Source organism: Pseudomonas sp. 20-5, from assembly GCF_056782835.1.
The window spans coordinates 2,867,467-2,887,135 of the sequence record NZ_CM165584.1 but is presented as its reverse complement, the minus strand read 5'-3'; the positions used below and the strand labels follow the sequence as shown (position 1 = coordinate 2,887,135).

2 protein-coding genes (1 of these 2 cut by a window edge) are annotated in these 19,669 nt (G+C 68.2%); both read right to left on the bottom strand.

The window, feature by feature from the left end:
• Positions 1-7,258 carry the start of a non-ribosomal peptide synthase/polyketide synthase gene (locus AC1RB9_RS13375; RefSeq protein ID WP_128666675.1) on the bottom strand. The gene continues 7,718 nt to the left of window position 1, outside the view, so the window shows 7,258 of its 14,976 coding nt (coding positions 1-7,258); its start codon is at positions 7,256-7,258; the stop codon falls past the left edge of the window.
• Positions 7,259-19,669: a non-ribosomal peptide synthase/polyketide synthase gene (locus AC1RB9_RS13370; RefSeq protein WP_270922101.1), complete on the bottom strand. Its 12,411-nt coding sequence runs from the start codon at positions 19,667-19,669 to the stop codon at positions 7,259-7,261.

Genomic DNA, 19,669 nt, shown 5'->3' with positions numbered 1-19,669 from the left:
CGGTGAGCAGCAGATCGTTGACCTGGGTCCGGTAGGCCGCCGGCGCTTCCTGCAACAACCGGCGCGTGGCCTCTTCGGTCAGCTCGGTACGTGCCGAACGGACATGCCGGACCGATTGCGCACCCTCGCGATCGTCGCAGGGCAGTTCGGTGGATACGCCTTCGAGCTGCGCCAGCCAGTAGCCGCGCTCGCCCTCCAGGCCGCCGTCGCGGGCATGCGCCTGCAAGCGTTCGGCCCACGCCTTGAAGGCGCTGGTCTTGGCGGGTAGCGCAACGGCCTGGCCGGCCTGCAACTGGCGGTAGGCGGTCTGCAGGTCTTCGAGCAGGATCCGCCAGGAAACCCCGTCCACCGCCAGATGGTGGATCACCAGCAACAACCGCTGGCTGCCGTCTCCGAGCGTCGCCAGCAGCGCGCGCAACAGTGGCCCGCGGCCCAGGTCGAGACTGCGCTGGGCCTGCTCCGCCAAGGCTTCCAGCGCTTGGCCGTCGGCGACCGACTGCTGCCACAACAACGCCTCGCCGGCCTCGACCGCGCGGTGTTCGGCGCACCAGGTCCCGTCTTCGAGGCGGAAGCCCAGGCGCAACGCATCGTGGTGCGCCAGCAAGGCCTGCAGCGCCGTTTCCAGAAGCGTACCGTCGAGCGCCTGCCCCGGCTCTAGCAGGACCGACTGGTTCCAGTGCTGGCGCCGCGGGATATCCAGTTCGAAAAACATCTGCTGGATCGGCAGCAGCGGCGTGCTCCCGCTGATCGGCCCCTGTTCGGCGCTGGCCAAGCCGCGACCCTCGACGGCCACGCCGGCCAGGCCCCGGATCGTCTGGTGCAGGAACAGGTCCCTGGGCGCCAGCCGGATCCCGGCCTGGCGCGCGCGGCTGACCACCTGGATGGAAATGATCGAGTCGCCGCCAAGTTCGAAGAAGTTGTCGTCCAGGCCGACGCGGCCAAGCTTCAGCACATCCGCCCAGATTGCCGCCAGGCGCTGCTCCAGCTCGCTGCGCGGCGCGGCATAGTCCTGCTGCAGGCGGCTGGCGTCCGGGGCGGGCAAGGCGCGCCGGTCCAGCTTGCCGTTGGCCGTCAGCGGCAGGCGCTCGAGGAACAGCAAGTGGGCGGGCACCATGTGCTCCGGCAGGCTCGCCTTCAAGGCCTGGCGCAGCGTGTCGCGCAACGCGGCGGGGTCGCTTGGCGCCGCCTGCGTCACGACATAGCCGACCAGTTGCGTAGCGCCCGGCCCCTCGTGAGGCAGCACGACCGCCTCGGCCACGCCCGGCTGTGCGAGCAGGCGGGCCTCGATTTCGCCCAGTTCGATGCGGAAGCCGCGAATCTTGACCTGGTGGTCGATCCGACCGACGTACTCGACCACCCCGTCGCAACGATAGCGGGCCAGGTCGCCGGTCCGGTACAGACGTCCCCCAGTCGTGGAGAACGGATCGGCCACGAAGCGCGTGCAACTCAGCTCGGGGCGATTCAGATAGCCCCGCGCCAATCCCGCGCCCCCCACATACAGCTCGCCGATGCAGCCCCTGGGCACAGGGTTCAGCCCGGCGTCGAGCAGATACCAGGACAGGTCCGGGATCGGTTCGCCGATCGGACTGGCCGCCCCGCCGTCGAGATCCGCCAGCGACAGCGGACGATAGGTCACGTGGACCGTGGTCTCGGTGATCCCATACATGTTGACCAGGCGCGGCGCTCGATCGCCGAAACGCTCGAACCATGGGCGCAGGGCCTGCACTTCCAGCGCCTCGCCACCGAACACCACATGCCGCAGGGCCAGCGGCGGAACCTCCTGGCCGGCGCAGGCGACCTGCATCAGTTGCTTGAAGGCCGACGGCGTCTGATTCAGCACCGTCACCCGTTCCCGGCACAGCAGGCGCAGGAAGTCCTCTGGCGAACGACTGGTCTCGTGCGGGACGATGACCAACCTGCCGCCATGCAACAACGCGCCGAAGATCTCCCAGACGGAGAAATCGAACGCGTAGGAGTGGAACAGGCTCCAGGCGTCGTCCGCGGAGAAACCGAACCAGTGCCGGGTGGCATCGAACAGGCGTAGCACGTTGCCATGCGGCAGCAGAGTACCCTTCGGTTTTCCGGTAGAGCCGGAGGTATAGATCACATAGGCCAGGTTATCGACGCCGACGGCGCTCTGCGGATCGCTCTCCGGGTAGCCGGCCCACTCATGCTCCGCGTCCAGCAGAAGACAGGGCAGGCCCTCGCCGAGCGGCAAGCGCTCGCGCGCCGCGCGCTGGGTCAGTAGCAGGCGGATGCCGCTGTCCTCGATCATGTAGTCCAGCCGGTCGCTGGGGTAGCGCGGATCGAGCGGGACATAGGCGCCGCCGGCCTTGAGGATCGCCAGCAGACCGACGATCATCTCCAGGCTGCGCTCGGCCGCCAGGCCGACCAGCACGTCGGGGCCGACACCGAGTTCGATCAACCGGTGCGCCAGGCGATTGGCCCGCAGGTTCAATTCACCGTAGTCGAGCGCGCGCTCGCCGTAGACCACTGCCGTCGCCCGCGGCCGCTCGGCGGCCTGGCGCTCGATCAGGCGGTGCAGGCAGGAGGCCGGGGGGAAGTCCTGCGGATGGGGGTTCCATTGCAGCAGGTCGGCACGCGCTTCGGCCTCGTCCAGAAGTTTCAGCTCGGCGATGCGCGCCTCCGGCCGGGCCACGATCGACTGGAGCAGGTTCAGCCAGTGGCCGGCGATGCGTTCGGCGCTCGACGCGTCGAAGAGATCGGTGGCATAGGTCAGTTCGGCAAGCAGGCCATTGGAGGATTCGTAGGTATCCAGGGTCAGGTCGAACTGCGCGGTCTGCACGTCCCAGGCCAGGTCCTCGACCTCGAGTTCGCCCAGGGAAGCGAAACGCGAACCGCGATGATCGTCGCGCTGGTGGTTGTACATCACCTGGAACAACGGCGCATGGCTGAGGCTGCGTTCCGGCTGCAACGCATCCACCAGTTGCTCGAACGGCAGGTCCTGATGGCCCTGCGCTTCCACCACCACCTGCCGGACCTGCCGTAGCAGCTCGCGGAACGGCAGTTGTCCGTCGAGTTCGGCGCGCAACACCTGGGTGTTGACGAAGAAGCCGATGAGCCCCTCGGTCTCCTCGCGATTGCGGTTGGCGATGGGTACTCCGACACGAATGTCATTCTGCCCGCTGTAGCGATGCAGGAGTGCCTGGAACGAGGCCAGCAGCAGCATGAACAGCGTGCCCTGCTCGGCCTGGGCCAGCCGCCGCAGGGCTTCGGCGAGTTCCGCCGGCAACGGGATGCCGATGCGCCGGCCGCGATGGCTCTGCTGCTGCGGGCGCGGCCGGTCGCTGGGCAACTCCAGCAACGGCTGCTCGCCGCCCAGGCGGGAAACCCAGTAGTCCAATTGACGCTCACGCTCGCCGCCATCCATCCATTGGCGTTGCCAGGCCGCAAAGTCGGCGTACTGGATCGGCAACTCCGCCAATGCGGGGGGCTGGTCATGCCGAAGCGCGGCGTAGACGCGGATCAGTTCGTCCACCAGGACCTGCATCGACCAGCCATCGGCGATGATGTGGTGAAGAGTCAGCACCAGCACGCATTCGTCCGTCGCCAGCGGCAACAGCAGGACCCGCAGCAGCGGTCCGCGTTGCAGGTCGAACGGCCGATGGGCCTCGGTTTCCACCAGCCCCTTCAGGTCTTCGCCGGCCACCGGCGGTCGTCGCTCCTCGATGGCTATCGGCAGCGTCGGGTGGATGACCTGCCGCGGCGCACCATCGTGTTCGACGAAGGTGGTGCGTAGCGTTTCATGGCGCTGCACCAGCAGGTCCAGGGCACCCTGCAGGGCATCGCGCCGCAGCGGTCCCTTCAGACGCAACGCCACCGGGATGTTGTAGGCCGCGCTGTGCGCATCCAGGCGCCAGATGAACCACTGGCGTTCCTGGGCGAACGACAGCTGCGGCGATGCGCCCCTGGCGCATCGGACGATCCCGCCCTGGGCGGCCGGCGCCAACTGCGCCACGGCCTGCGCATAGGCGCGCAGGGTGCTGTGCTCGAACAGGGTACGCAGCGGCACCTGCAGGTCGAGGCGGCGGCGTACCCTGGAAACCACTTGGGTCACCAGCAGCGAGTGGCCGCCCAGCTCGAAGAAGTTGTCGTCCCGACCAATGTGGCCGAGCTTCAGGACCTCGCTCCAGATCGCCGCCATGGCCCGTTCCAGCTCGCCCTCAGGCGCGACATGGGCGTCCCGGACCGCGCTCGCGTCCGGCAGCGGCAGCGCCTTGCGGTTGATCTTGCCGTTCGGCGTCAGCGGCAGGTTCTCCAGCAACAGCATGTGCGCCGGCACCATGTAGTCCGGGAGAACCGCCAGCAGGCTGTTCTTCAATGCGCTGCGCAGTTCCTGCTGGCGCGCCGACTCGGCGCCGACCAGCGCGGCCTCGGTGGGCACCAGGTAGGCCACCAGGGTCGGCCCGGCCACCCCCGGCTGGGCGACGACCACCGCCTCGCGCACGCTGTCCTGCTCCAGCAGACGCGTCTCGATTTCGCCGAGTTCGATGCGGAATCCCCGGATCTTCACCTGATGGTCGATCCGTCCAAGGTATTCGATGACCCCATCGGCGCGGTAGCGAGCCAGGTCGCCGGTGCGGTACAGGCGCGAACCGTCGGCGGCGAACGGGTCGGGTAGGAAGCGTTCGGCGGTCAGGCCGGGGCGGCGATGGTAGCCACGCGCCAGGCCGTCGCCGCCGATCAGCAGTTCGCCGGCGACGCCGGGCGGACATGGGTTCATTTCGCTGTCGAGGATGTACAGAGCGGTGTTTTCCAGCGGCCCGCCGAGGAACGGGCGGGCCTCTTCGCCGAGGCGGAACCGCGCCGACCAGATCGTCGTCTCGGTCGGCCCGTAGAGATTCCAGGTCGATGCCGACAATCCGCGCATACGCGCCGCCAGGTCCTCCGCCAGCGCCTCGCCACCGCACAGCAGGGTGCAGCCACGCAGCAGGTCGACACGCTCGCTGTCGCACAGCATCCGCCAGGTCGCCGGGGTCGCCTGCAATACCGTGACGCCCTGCCGCTCGACCAGATCGAGCAGGGCCTCGGGATCCTGGGCCTGCTCGCGGCTGGCGAGCAGCACGCTGGCGCCACGCGCCAGCGGTACGTATAGCTCGAGGCCGAAGATATCGAAGGAGAAGGTGGTCACCGACAGCAGACGGTCCCGCGCCAGCATGCCCGGTTGCCGGGCGATGCTGCAGACGAAGTTGGTCAAGGCTCGATGGCGGACCATCACGCCTTTCGGCTGGCCGGTGGAACCGGAGGTGTAGATCGCGTAGCAGAGACTGTCGGGCGCCTCCGGCAGGTCCGGGTTTTCCGCCGGATAGCCGTGCACCAGTCGCTCCAGGTCATCGAGCAGCAGGCTTTGCAGCCCATCCGACTGCGGCAGGCGCGCCAGCACGCTTTGCTGGCTGAGCAACAGGCGCAGTCCGCTGTCGTCGATCATGTACTGCAAGCGGTCCGCGGGATACTGCGGATCCAGCGGCACATAGGCGCCACCGGCCTTGAGCACCGCCAGCAGGGCCACCACCATGGGTACGCCGCGCTCCAGCGCGATACCGACCAGTACATCGCTGCCGACACCCTCCTCGCGCAGACGCCAGGCGAGGCGGTTGGCCAACGCATTGAGTTCGGCGTAGCTCAGGCGTTCCTCGCCGAACAGCAAGGCCGGCGCGTCCGGGGTCAGCCCGGCCTGGGCCTCGAACAGGCGATGCACACCCTGCCCGGCGGGATATTCGCTCGCCGGCAGACGGCTGCGTTGCAGCAGCGTGGCGCGCTCCTCGGCGTCGAGCAGCGGTAGGTCGCCGAGGCGTCTCCGCGGCTCGGCGACGACGGCCTCTAGCAGGTTGCGCCAGTGACGTGCCAGGCGCTCCACGGTCGCAGCCTCGAACAGGTCGGTGGCATAGGTGAATTCGGCGTGAACGCCCTGTTCCGATTCGTAGGTGTCCAGGGTCAGGTCGAATTGCGCGCTGTGCGCGCCCCACGAGAGGTCCTCGACGCTCAGCCCCGGCAACTGCGCCGCCAGCGACTGGCGACCTGCGGAACCCAGGTTCTGGTGGTTGTACATGGCCTGGAACAGCGGGCTGTGGCTGAGACTGCGCTCCGGTTGCAAAGCCTCGACCAGTTGCTCGAACGGCAGGTCCTGATGTGACTGGGCGCCGAGCGCGGCGACACGGGTCTGCTGTAGAAGGTCAAGGAACGGCATCTGCGCATCGAGATCGGCGCGCAGCACCTGGGTATTGACGAAGAAGCCGATGAGCCGCTCGGTCTCGACCCGGTTGCGGTTGGCCACCGGCACGCCGACGCGGATCTCGTCCTGGCCGCTGTAGCGATGCAGGAGCGCCTGGAACGAGGCCAGCAGGAGCATGAACAACGTCGTCCCTTCGCGCTGCGCCAGCGCCTGCAACTGTCGGCCCAACGCCTGCGGCAACTGCAGTTCATGGCGCGCGCCACGGTAGCTCGGCAGCGCCGGGCGCTGGCGGTCAGTCGGCAGTTCGAGCACGCTCTGCCCTCCGCCCAGCCGCGCCATCCAGTACTCCAGTTGGCGCTCGCGTTCGCCGGCTTCCAGCCAGTGTCGTTGCCAGATCGCATAGTCCGCATACTGGATCGGCAAATCGGGCAGCGTCGCCTCGACGCCTTGCCGGCGCGCGCCGTACAGGGCAATGAGTTCCTCCACCAGTACCCGCATGGACCAGCCGTCGGCTGCCACATGGTGGATGGTCAGGGTCAGCACGTGATCGTCGGCCGCCAAGCGCAACAGGCGCGCGCGAAGCAGCGGACCGTTACGCAGATCGAAGGGCTGTTGCGTCTCGCTTTCAACGAAAGCGCGAATCTGCGCCTGCGCGTCGTCGTCGCCCGCCAGCGTAACCGGGACGGGTACGTCGACCGACGCCAGCACCTGCTGGCGGAAGCCATCCAGTTGTTCGTCCTCGACGAACACGGTGCGCAGGCTCTGGTGGCGTTCGACGATGGCGCCCAGGCTGGCGGACAGCGCCTCGACGTCCAGTTCGCCACGCAGGCGCAGCGCCGAGGGAATGTTGTAGGCGGCGCTCTGCGGGTCCATCTGCCAGAGGAACCACTGGCGCTCCTGGGCATAGGACAACGGGATACGCTCGAAGGCCGAGGCCACCTCGGGAATCGGCAGGTTGGCCGGCGTCACGCCCTCCTCCTGCATCTTCGCCAGGTACAGCTTGCGCTTGTCGAGAGGAAGCGTGATGAAGCGCCGGGCAACCCGCAAAGCTACGCTCATGTCCATTCAAACTTCCTCCATTTCATCAAGCAGGGCTTCCAGCTTGTTCAGTTTCGATGTGTCGACCTGCCCACCGGCCTTTTCCAGATTGCTGACGAAAAGCCCCAGGGTCGGGAATTGGAACAACAGTTGGGGGGTGAGCTTCATGCCCAGCTCCAGTTGAATGCGCGAAATCACGTTGATGGCCAGCAGCGAGTGCCCGCCGAGTTCGAAGAAATGGTCGTCGAGGCCAACCCGCTGGAGTTTCAGCACCTCCTGCCAGATCGCCGCGACCTGGCACTCCAGCTCGCTGCGCGGCGCCACGTAGGCCTCCTGGAGGAGACTGGCGTCGGGCGCCGGCAGAGCCTTGCGGTCGACCTTGCCGTTGGGGCTCAGCGGCAGGCGTTCGAGGAACAGCAGGTGCGCCGGCACCATGTATTCGGGGAGGCTGTCGCGCAGCAGGGCCTTCAGCTCGTTGCGCAGCGCGGCCTGTACCTCCAGCGAGGCGCTAGCCAGCGCTTCCGCTTGCGGCACCAGATAGGCCACCAGCTGCGCCCCGGCAGCACCCTCGACGGCAATGACCAGGGCCTCGCGCACCGCCGGGTGCTCGCCGAGGCAGGCCTCGATCTCGCCCAGTTCGATGCGGAAGCCACGGACCTTGACTTGATGGTCGACCCGGCCGACGTACTCGATCACCCCGTCGGCGCCGTAGCGTGCCAGATCGCCGGTGCGGTACAGGCGGCCGCCGCCCTGCTCGTCGAACGGATCGGGAATGAAGCGTGCGGCCGTCAGGTCGGGACGCTTGAAATAGCCACGTGCCAGCAGCTCGGCGCCGATCACCAGCTCGCCGACCGCCCCGACCGGCGCCGGTTGCCCGGCATCGTCCAGCAGATAGATGGCGCGGCCGGGCAGCACCTTGCCGATCGGCATGGTCGCCGGGATCGCCTTGCTGCCGTCGACGTAGGGCGCGCAATCCAGGGTGGTGACCGTGACGGTCGCCTCGGTGGGGCCGTAGGTGTTGAGCAGGCGCACATGCTCCAGCCCGGCGGCCTTCCATGCCACCAGGCTTTCCGGCGGCATCGCCTCGCCCCCGGCGTGGACCTGACGGAGCGCGCCGTAGTCGCGCACGCCCTGGTTGGCGAAGTCCTTGGCCAGCATGTTCCAGTAGGCGGTAGTCAGGTCCACCGTGGTGATGCGTCGCTCGACGATCTCCCGGTACAGCGTCTCGCTGTCCCAGATCTCGGTGCCGCGCAGCACCACCGAGGCGCCACAGGCGAGCGGTGGGTAGAGCTGCTCGACGAAGCCGTCGAAATTGAAGGTGGAGAATTGCAGCACCCGGTCGTCCGGCCCGATGCCGAAGAACGCCAGCGAAACGTGGGTATGCCGCGACAGGCTCTCTCGGCTGATGCCGACGCCCTTGGGACGGCCGGTGGAACCGGAGGTGAACATCACGTAGGCGAGGTTCTGCGGATGCGCCCGCAACTGCGGGTCGCTCGCCGGACGGTCCTGCCAGTCCCACGCCTGGTCGAGCGCCAGGCAGGCGATCCCGGAGGCCGCTGGCAGGCGTTGCAGCAGGTGGCTCTGGCTGAGCAACAGGGCGATGCCGCTGTCCTCGATCATGTAGCCGAGGCGCTCCTGCGGATATTCCGGGTCCAGCGGTACGTAGGCGCCGCCGGCCTTGAGCACCGCCAGCAGGCTGACGATCATTTCCAGCCCGCGCTCGACGGCGATCCCAACCAGCACGTCAGGCCCCACGCCCAGCTCGATCAGGCGATGGGCCAGGCGGTTGGCCTGGGCGTTGAGCTCGCCGTAGCTCAGCTGGCGCTCCTCGAAGAGCAATGCCACCCGCTCGGGCTCCATCGCCGCGCGGCTGGCGAACAGCTGCTCGACGCTGCGCTCGTCCGGATAGCGTCCCGGGTTGCGCCCCCAGTCGAAGATCGCCTGGCGCCGCTCCGCTGCTTCCAGCAGCTCGAACTCGGCCAGGCAGGTGCTGGCCGGACGCTCGACCATCTGCGCCAGCAGGTGCGTCAGGTGACGATCCAGGCGCGCCACGCTGGCGTCGTCGAAATGCTCGCGGTCATAGGCGAACTGCAGTTCCAGGCGCTGCCCCAGGCTTACGCTGAGGGTCAACGGGTAGTTGGTCTGCTCGTGGTTGCCCACGGCACCGAAAGCCAGGCCTTGCGAGGCCTGCTGCTGGAGCATCTGCGAAACGGGGTAGTTCTCGAACACCAGGATATTGTCGAACAGCGCCTCGCCGCCCTGCCCGGCCCAGCGCTGGATGTCGTACAGCGGCGTGTGTTCGAATTCGCGCAGGGCCAGGTTCTCGCCCTGCACCGCCTGCAGCCACGACGCCAGGCTCTGCTGCGGAAGCGGGGTAGCGATGACCGGCAGGGTATTGATGAACAGGCCGATCTGCTCCTCGATACCGTTCAGTTCCGCCGGGCGACCGGCGACAGTAGCGCCGAAGGCCACGCTGTCCTGTCCGGTATAGCGTTGCAGCAACATCAGCCAGGCGGCCTGGACCAGGGTATTGACGGTGATCTTCTGCTCGCGGGCCAGCTCGGCCAGGCGCCGGGTCTGCTCGCCATCGAGCTCGCGCAACCGTTCCGCGTAGCCCTTGCCGCGCTGCCTGGCCTGGGCGATCGACTGCCCCAGGCGGGTCGGCTCGTCCAGTTGGCGCAGGCGCGGCAGCCAGAAGGCCTCGGCGAGCGCGGCGTCCTGGCGCTGCAACCAGGCGATGTAGTCGCGATAGCGGCCGCCGGAGCGCGGCGGCGTTTCGCCACGGTAGCGCTGCAGTACCTCGCCGAGCAGCTGCGAGTTGCTCCAGCCGTCCATCAGGATATGGTGATTGGTGTAGATCAGGTGGTAGCGCTCTTCGTCCGTGCGCACCAGTACCAGGCGTAACAGCGGCGCCTCGCTCAGGTCGAAGCCCAGCCGGCCTTCGCCGGCAGCCAGCTCGTCGAGGGCCGCCGCCAGGTCCTCGCGACCGCGCCAGTCAAGTACGCTGAACGGCACTTCGACACGCTTGCGCACCACCTGCAGCGGCGTCTCGAAGGCGCCCTGCCAGAGGAACCCGCTGCGCAACACATCGTGCTCGTCCAGCGCCGCCTGCCAGGCCGCGCGGAAGCTCTCCGGATGCAGACCGTCGACGTCGACCCGCAGTTGATTGATGTAATCGCCGGCCTCCTGCTGGTACAGACTGTGGAACAGCATGCCCTGCTGCATCGGCGATAGCGGGTAGAGGTCCTCGACTTCGCAGGGCGCCAGCGGCAATTGGTCGAGACGCGCCTGGTCAAGGCGCGCCAGCGGGAAGTCCGAGGGCGTCAGACCCTGGCCCTCGGCCACGCGGCAGTGGGCGATCAGCGCCAGCAGTTCGTCGCGATAGGCGTCGGCCAGGCGCTGGATGCTGGCGATTTCGAAGCGCTCGCCGCTGAAGCTCCAGTCGATGCGTAGTTCGCCGCCATAGATACGTCCGTTCAGCGCCAGCCAATTGGCCAGCGGCGCGTCCGGGCTCTGGTCGTCGCCGGCACGCTCGCCGGCCGGAACGAACAATGCGCCCTCCTCCATGGCGAAACTGCCGTCGAACTGGCCGAGGTAGTTGAAGGTGATGCGCGGCACCGGCAACCCGGCCAGGGCTGCCTGGCTCGCCGCGCTGCCCAGGTAGCGCAGGGCGCCGAAGCCGATACCCTTGTTCGGCACCGCGCGCAGTTGCTCCTTGATGCCCTTGATCGATGCGGCGATGCCCTCGGCCGGCGTCAGGCGTAGCGGGAACAGGCTGGTGAACCAGCCCACCGTGCGCGTCAGGTCGATCTCGGCGAAGAGTTCTTCGCGACCATGTCCTTCCAACTGGATCAACGCATCGACCTGCCCGGTCCAGCGGCAGATCACCCGCGCCAGCGCGGTCAACAGCAGGTCGTTGACCTGGGTGCGGTAGGCGGCCGGCGCTTCCTGCAGCAATTGCCGGGTCGCCTCGGCGTCCAGTCCGCAACTGACCGAACGGGCATGGCGGTTGCTCTGGTCGCCCAGCGGGTCGAGGCACGGCAGGTCGCTGGAGGCGCCCTGCAATTGCCCTTGCCAGTACGCCAGTTCGCCATCCAGGCCGCCGTCACCGGCAAACGCCCGCAGGCGCTCGGCCCAATCCCTGAAGGCGCTGGTCTTGGCCGGTAGCTCGACGGCCTGACCCGCCAGCAACTGCCGGTAGGCGGTCTGCAGGTCTTCGAAGAGAATACGCCAGGACACGCCATCCACTACCAGATGGTGGATAACCAGCAGCAGGCGCTGGCTGCCGTCGTCGAAAGTCGCCAGCAGGGCGCGCAACAACGGCCCATCGGCCAGGTCGAGACTGCGCTGGACTTCGTCGGCAAGCGCCCGCAGCGCCGCCAGGTCGGCGACCCGAGCGACGCGGAGCAGCGCCGCAGCGCCCTCTTCCACACCCCGGTGGCGCGCCGTCCAGCCGGCCGCCTCGCGGGTGAAGGACAGGCGCAGCGCATCGTGGTGCGCCAGCACGCCCCGCAGGGCCTGCTCAAGGTGCCGGGCATCGAGCGGCTCGCGGGCTTCCAGGAGTACCGACTGGTTCCACCAGTGGCGCTCGGCGACCTCTTCGGCGAAGAAACCCTGCTGGATCGGCAGCAACGGCGTGACGCCGGTCACCGGTCCCTGGTCGATCGCCAGCACCTGCGTACCGCTCTCGGCCAGCGGAGCCAGGGCACCGATTGTCTGCGCCTCGAAGAGCATCTTCGGAGTGAAATGGATGCCGAGCTGGCGCGCACGGCTGACCACCTGCAGGGAAATGATGGAATCGCCGCCGATCTCGAAGAAGTTGTCGGCCAGGCCGACCTGCTCCAGCTTCAGCGCCTCCGCCCAGATCGTCGCCAGTTGTCTTTCCACTTCGCTGCGCGGTGCCTGGTAGTCGCGTTGCTGCTGGTCGGCACTGGGCTTGGGCAGGGCCTTTCGATCCAGCTTGCCGTTGGGGGTCAGCGGCATGCACGCCAGGAACAGCAGATGCGCCGGCAACATATACTCGGGCAAGCGTTCCTTCAGCGCCTTGCGCAAGGCGTCGCGGCAGGCCGCCTGGGCACCGGCATCCTCGACCAGCGCCGGATCCTGCGGGACCACGTAGCCGACCAGTTGCTGGCCGCTGGCACCCGCCTGGGCGACCACCACCGCCTCGCGCACCGCCGCCTGCTCGCGCAGGCGTGCCTCGATCTCGCCCAGCTCGATACGGAAACCGCGGATCTTCACCTGGTGGTCTACCCGTCCCAGGTAGTCCACCACGCCATCCGCCCGCCCACGGGTCAGGTCACCGCTGCGATACAGGCGGCTGCCGGGCGCGCCGAAGGGATCCGGCACGAAACGTTCGGCGGTCAGTGCCGGACGCTCCAGGTAACCGCGCGCCACGCCTTCTCCGCCAAGGTACAGCTCACCGGCCACACCGACCGGCAGCAGGTTCAACTGGGCATCGAGGATGTAGCCACTGCGATTGCCCAGCAGCGTACCTATCGGCATGTAGGCGGCGCCACAGGGGTCGTCCGGGCGGGCTTTCCAGAGCAGCGGGGTGACCACCGTTTCGGTCGGTCCGTAGCCGTTGAACAGGTATTGCGGGCGTAGCGCGCGCCAGGCCAGGTCGTAGCTGGCCTGCGCCACCGCGTCGCCGCCGAAGCAGTAGACCCGGGCCGCCGGCGGGTTGCCGTCGCGCTCGGCGTGCTCGGCCAGTTGCTGCAGATAGACCGGCGGGAACACCGCGACGGTGACGCCGTGGCGATGCATCTGCGCGTAGGTCTGCTCCGGCAGCCACAGGCTGTCGTCGCGGATCAGCACCCGCGCACCGTTGATCAACGGGTGCATCCAGCCTTCATGGGAGCCGTCGAAGGCGAACGACATGAAGTGCAGCTCGCAGTCCGCCGGGGTCATCTCGTAGCGCTCGCCGGTAGCCACGATGTGCGCCGCCAGCGGGCCGTGGGACACTGCCACGCCCTTGGGCATGCCGGTGGAGCCGGAGGTGTAGATCACATAGGCCAGGTTGTCGCCATGCAGCGCCACCTCTGGATCATGGGCGGGGAAACCGGCCCACTCCTGTTCGCGGTCCAGGCACAGGCAGGACAGCCCGTCGGGAATCGGCAGCCGGTCGAGCAGGTGGCTCTGGGTCAGCAGCAGGTGCGCGCGGCTGTCCTGCATCATGTACAGCAGGCGTTCGCGTGGGTACTCGATGTCCAGGGGCACGTAGGCGCCGCCGGACTTCAGCACGGCGAGGAAGGCAATCATGATTTCCACACTGCGCTGCATGGCGATCGCCACCCGCACCTCGGGACCGACGCCGCGGGCGATCAGCGCGTGAGCCAGGCGATTGGCCCGGCTGTCCAGCTCGGCGAAGCTCAGCACCTGGTCGTCGAACAGCACCGCCGGCGCGTCCGGGGCCAGGCGTGCGCGCTCCGCCACCCGCTGGTGGATCAGCGGCGAAGCGGGGAAGCCCGACTCGCTGCGGTTCCACAGCGAATCGATCAGCGCGCGCTCCTCGGCATCCAGCAGGCTCAGCTCGACCAGCGTCCGTTCGGCGTTGTCGACGAAGCCTTCGAGCAAGTTCAGCAGGTGCCGGTCCAACTGCTCGACCGCGGCATCGGAAAACGCCTGGCGGTCATAGCTGTATTGCAGCGACAGACTGTCGCCGACGCCCAGGGCGACGGTCAGCGGGTAGTTGGTCTGTTCATGATTGCTCACCGGGCCGAAGCGCACGCCGCCTGGCGACCCCTTTTCCAGGGCTTCGGCCACAGGGTAGTTCTCGAATACCAGCAGGCTGTCGAACAGCGCCTCGCCGAGCCCGGCCCAACGCTGGATCTCGAACAGCGGCGTGTGCTCCTGCTCGCGCAGCGCCAGGCTGCGCGCCTGCACCTCCTGCAACCAGTCGGTGAGGCGCATGCCCGGTTGCGGCGTGGCGACCACCGGCAGGGTATTGATGAACAGGCCGATCTGCCTTTCGATCCCGGCCAGTTCGGCGGGACGGCCGGCGACGGTGGCGCCGAAGACCACCGTATCCTGCCCGGTGTAGCGTTGCAGCAGTAGCGACCAGGCGGCCTGCACCAGGGTATTGAGGGTCACCGCGTGCCGCTGGGCGAACGTCTTCAGGCGCGCGGTGCGTGCCGGCGGCAGGCTGCGCTGGAACTGGCCGCTGCCGACCTGCTCGCGCTCGGCGGCGACCGCCTGGGCCAGGCGTGTCGGCTCCAGCAGTTCCGCCAGTTGTTCTTTCCAGAATGCTTCGCTGACGCGCTTGTCCTGTGCCTGCAGCCAGGTGATGTAGTCGCGGTAGCGCCCACCCGTGCGCTCGGCCTGTTCGCCGGTGTAGCGAGCGAGCACCTCGCCGAGCAGCTGCGCGCTGCTCCAGCCATCCAGCAGGATGTGGTGGTGGGTGTAGACCAGGTGGTAGCGCTCTTCGTCCATACGCACCAGGACCAGCCGCAGCAAGGGCGCCTGCTCCAGCTCGAAACCCCGCCGGCGTTCGCTCGCGGCCAGCTCGTCGAGAGCCTCGGCGAGCGCTTCGCGACCACGCCAGTCATGCTCGGCGAACGGCAGTTCGAGGTGTTTGTGGATCACCTGGAGCGGCTGCTCCAGATCGCCCTGCCAGAGGAAGCCGGCGCGCAGGATGTCATGACTGTCCAGCGCCGCCTGCCAGGCGGCGCGGAAGCGCGCGGGATCGAGTCCATGGACGTCGACTCGGAGCTGGTTCAGGTAATCGCCGGAAGCCTGCTCGTAGAGCGAGTGGAACAGCATGCCGTGCTGCATCGGCGACAGCGGGTAGATGTCCTCGATCCGCGCCAGAGGCAGGCGATCCAACTGCTCCTGGCGCAACGTCGCGAGGGGGAAGTCCGACGGCGTGGCGCCGACGTTGCCCTCCTGGCAGCAATGCTCGATCAGCGCGTGCAGCTCCCGCGCGTAGTCATCGACCAGGCGCTGGACGGTCGCCTCGGCGAACATTTCCCGGCTGAAGCTCCAGTGCAGGCTCAGCTCGCCGCCGTAGACCTGGCCTTCGATGCTCAACCAGTTGGCCAGCGGGGCGCACGGATCCTGGGCGGCGCCGGCGCTTTCCGTGGCCGGTACCAGCAGCGCCGCTCCATCGAACTGACGGTCGAACCGGCCCAGGTAATTGAAGGTGATCCGCGGCTGCGGCAGTGCGGCCAGGCGGGTCGCAGCCTCCTCTCCAGCCAGGTAGCGCAGCAGGCCGTAGCCGACGCCCTTGTCCGGCACGCCGCGTAGTTGCTCCTTGATCGCCTTCAGCGACTCGCCGAGGTCCGCGGCCGGGGTCAGGCGCAGCGGGAACAGGCTGGTGAACCAGCCCACCGTGCGGCTCAGGTCGATGGCCTCGCCAAGGTCCTCGCGGCCGTGCCCTTCGAGCTGCACCAGCACGCTGGCGTCGCCGCTCCAGCGGCAGGTCGCGCGGGCCAGGGCGGTCAGCAGCAGGTCGTTGACCTGGGTCCGGTAGGCCGCCGGGGCTTCCTGCAGCAACTGCCGGGTACGCTCGGCGTCCAGGGTCAGGACGAGCTTGCGCTCATGGCGGTTTTCCAGGGTGCCGTGCGGGTTTTCGCATGGCAGCGCATGCGGAGCGTCGTGCAGTTGCGCCTGCCAGTAGTCGAGTTCGTCCAGGCGCGCGCCGGCCTGTTCGTGCAGGTGCCGGCTCCAGGCCTGGTAGGAACTGCTACGCGGCCCGAGATCGGCGTCGAGGTCGGCATAGAGACGCTGCAGGTCTTCCAGCAGGATGCGCCAGGACACCCCGTCCACCGCCAGGTGGTGGATGACCAGCAGCAGGCGCTGGCTGCCGTCGGCCATGTCCACCAGCAGCGCACGCAGCAGCGGCCCCTGTTCGAGGTCGAGGCTGCGCTGGGCTTCTTCGCAAAGCGCCAGCAACACCTCCTCGGACCCCGCCTGCCGGCGCCACAGCGGCTCGCCGGCCTGCTCGGCGTAGGCCTGGTGCCAGGCGCCGCGCTCTTCGCGGAAACGCAGGCGCAGGGCATCGTGCTGCGCCTGCAGGCGTTCCAGGGCACGCCCCAGCCGGTCGCCGTCGAGCGGCTGGCGCGCCTGCAACAAGAGAGACTGGTTCCAGTGCTGGCGGTTGGGAATCGACTGCTCGAAGAACCAGCGCTGTACCGGCGCCAGCGCCACCTCGCCGCTTGCCGGACCCTGTTCCGCCGTCGCCGCACCCGCCTTGGCCGCCAGGGCCAGGCTGCGGATGTTCTGGTGCTGGAACAGGTCGCGCGGGCTCAGTTGCAATCCGGCCTGGCGCGCACGGCTGACTACCTGGATCGAGACGATCGAGTCGCCGCCGAGGCTGAAGAAGTTGTCGTCCAGGCCGACCCGCTCGACGCCCAGCAGGTCCTGCCAGATTTCCGCCAGGGTTCGCTCCACTGCGTTGCGCGGTGCGCTGTAGCCTGCCTGCGCCACGCTTACTTCAGGCGCCGGTAGCGCCTTGCGATCCAGCTTGCCGTTCGGACTCAGCGGCATCCGCTCCAGCGCCAGCCACTGCGCCGGCACCATGTATTCCGGCAGGCTTGTCGCCAGGTGCGCGGCCAGCGCTTCGCGCCAGTCGCCGCCCTCGCTCTCCAGCACCACGTAGCCGACCAACTGCCTGCCGTCCACCGCCAGCACCGCCGCCTCGCGCACCCACGGATGCTCCAGCAGGCGCGCCTCGATCTCGCCCAGCTCGATGCGCAGGCCGCGCAGCTTCACCTGGTGGTCGATCCGCCCGGCGTACTCGATCACCCCGTCGGCGCGGTAGCGCGCCAGGTCGCCGGTGCGGTACATCCGCTCCCCGGCCACGAACGGGCTGGCGACGAAACGCTCGGCAGTCAGCCCCGGACGCTGGTGGTAGCCACGGGCCAGGCCCCGACCGGCCAGGTACAGCTCGCCGAGCACGCCCACCGGTACCGGCTCCAGGTTGCCATCGAGGATGTAGCAGGCCAGGTTGGCGATCGGCCGGCCGATCGGCACCGCGTCCTTGCCCTCCTCCACGCAGGTCCAGTGGGTGACGTCGATGGCCGCCTCGGTCGGGCCATAGAGGTTATAGAGGCCGGCCTGCGGCAGCTTGGCGAACACCTGCTGCTGCGCGTCCGCCGGCAGCGCCTCGCCGCTGCAAACGATGCGTTTCAGGCTGGTGCAGGAGGCGACGTCTTCATCCTGCAGGAAGGCCTGCAGCATCGACGGCACGAAGTGCAGCGTATCGACCCCTTCGCGGTTGATCAGCGCCACCAGCTTCGCCGGATCGCGATGGTCGCCCGGCGCGGCCACCACCAAACGTGCCCCGCTCATCAGCGGCCAGAAGAACTCCCAGACCGACACGTCGAAGCTGAACGGGGTCTTCTGCAGCACCGTGTCGCCGACGCCCAGCCCATAGGCCTGCTGCATCCAGCACAAGCGGTTGCTCAGCGCCGAATGGCGGTTGCCGGCGCCCTTGGGCTTGCCGGTGGAACCGGAGGTGTAGATGACATAGGCAAGATTCTCGCCGTTCAGCTCGACCCCTGGATTGTTCTCGGCATGGTTTTCCAGCCAGGCATCGGCCTGGTCCAGGTCGATCCGCTGCACACCTTGCGCCAGCGGCAGCTTCAGGTGCGACTGGCTGAGCAGCAGTTGCACGCCGCTGTCCTCCAGCATGTAGGCCTGGCGCTCCTCGGGATACTCCGGGTCCACCGGCACGTAGGCGCCGCCGGCCTTGAGGATCGCCATCAGGGCCACGACCATCTCGATGGAACGTTCCATGGCCACGCCCACCAGGCGGTCCGCGCCGATCCCGCGCTCGATCAGGGCATGCGCCAGGCGGTTGGCCCGGCGGTTCAGCTCGGCGTAGTCCAGGCGCTCCTCGCCGAAGGCCAGCGCCGGCGCCGTCGGTGTGCGCTCGACCTGCTCCTCGAACAACCGGTGCACGCCGCGTTGCAGCGGGTACTGGGCCGCAGTGGCGTTCCAGCCTTCCAGCAACTGATAGCGCTCCTCGGCATCGAGCATCGGCAGCGAGTCGACGCTGGCCTGCGGGTTTTCCAGCATGCCGCGCAGCAGGTTCTGCCAATGCCGCGCCATGCGCTCGACGGTCCGCGCCTCGAACAGGTCGGTCGCGTAGGTCAGCGCGGCGTACAGGCGGCCGCCCTTCTCGTAGGTATCCAGGCTCAGGTCGAACTGGGTGGTACGGCTCTTCCAGTCGAGCTGGCCGAAGCTCAGGCCGGCCACGCTGTCCAGCGCCTCGATGTCGGCCACCAGCGGCTGGTGGTTGTACATCACCTGGAACAGCGGGCTGTGGCTCAGGCTGCGCTCGACCTTGAACGCCTCGACCAGGCGTTCGAACGGCAGATCCTGATGGGCCTGGGCGCCAAGCACGGTGTCCTTGAGCCCGGCCAGCAGGGTCGCCACCGACGTGCGGCCGTCGAATACCGAGCGAAGCACCTGGGTGTTGACGAACAGGCCGATCAGCCCTTCCACCTCGGCGCGGTTGCGGTTGGCGATGGGGACGCCGACCCGCAGGTCGGTCTGCCCGCTATAGCGTTGCAGGAGGATATTGAAGCCGCCGAGCAACAGCATGAACAGGGTCAGCCCCTGGCGTCGGGCGGTGCCGCGCAGGGCCTCGGCCAGGGCCGGCTCGATGCTGAACTCGTAACGGCTGCCACGGTAGCTGGGAACCGCCGGACGCGGGTGGTCGGTCGGCAACTCCAGGACCGGATGCCGCTCGCCGAGCTTGCCGCGCCAGTACTCCAGCTGGCGCTCCTGCTCACCGGCCTCCAGCCAGCTGCGCTGCCACAGGGCGTAATCGGCGTACTGGATCGGCAAGGCCGGCAGGCCGGGCTCCGCGCCAGTCGCATAGGCACTGTAGAAACGACTGAATTCTTCGATCAGCACGTTCATCGACCAGCCGTCGGACACGATGTGATGCAGGGTCAACAGCAGCACATGCCGCTCCTCGCCCAGGCGGATCAGGCGGACCCGCAGCAACGGCCCCTCGCACAGGTCGAACGGCTGCAACGACTCGCGCTGCGCCTCCTCGCGCAGGCGGGCTTCCTGCTCGGCCTCGGGCAGGCCGCTGCAATCCTCGAAGGCAACCTCCAGCGGGCGTTGCAGGGGCGCCTGCGCCAGGCTGTCGTCGGCGCCGCGCGGGAACACCGTACGCAGGGTTTCATGACGCTGCACCAGGCTGGCGAAGGCGCGCTCCAGCGCCTGGCGATCCAGCGGTCCGTTCAGGCGCACCGCGCTGGGCAGGTTGTAGGCGCCACTCTGTGGCTCCAGGTGCCAGAGGAACCACATGCGCTGCTGGGCGTAGGACAGGCGGTCGCGCTCGGCCGAAGACACGCCGGCCGGAATCGGGAACAGCGAGAAATCGATTCCCTCCCCTCGCAGGGTTTCGAGGAAGACCCGACGCTTCTCAACGGGTAGTTCGATAAAGCGGCGGGCGAGCTTGAGGGAATCTTCTGCGTTCAT

Coding starts and splice junctions, on each gene's coding strand:
- AC1RB9_RS13370 (WP_270922101.1), bottom strand. CDS start 19,669: ATGAACGCAGAAGATTCCCTCAAGCTCGCCCGCCGCTTTATCGAACTA.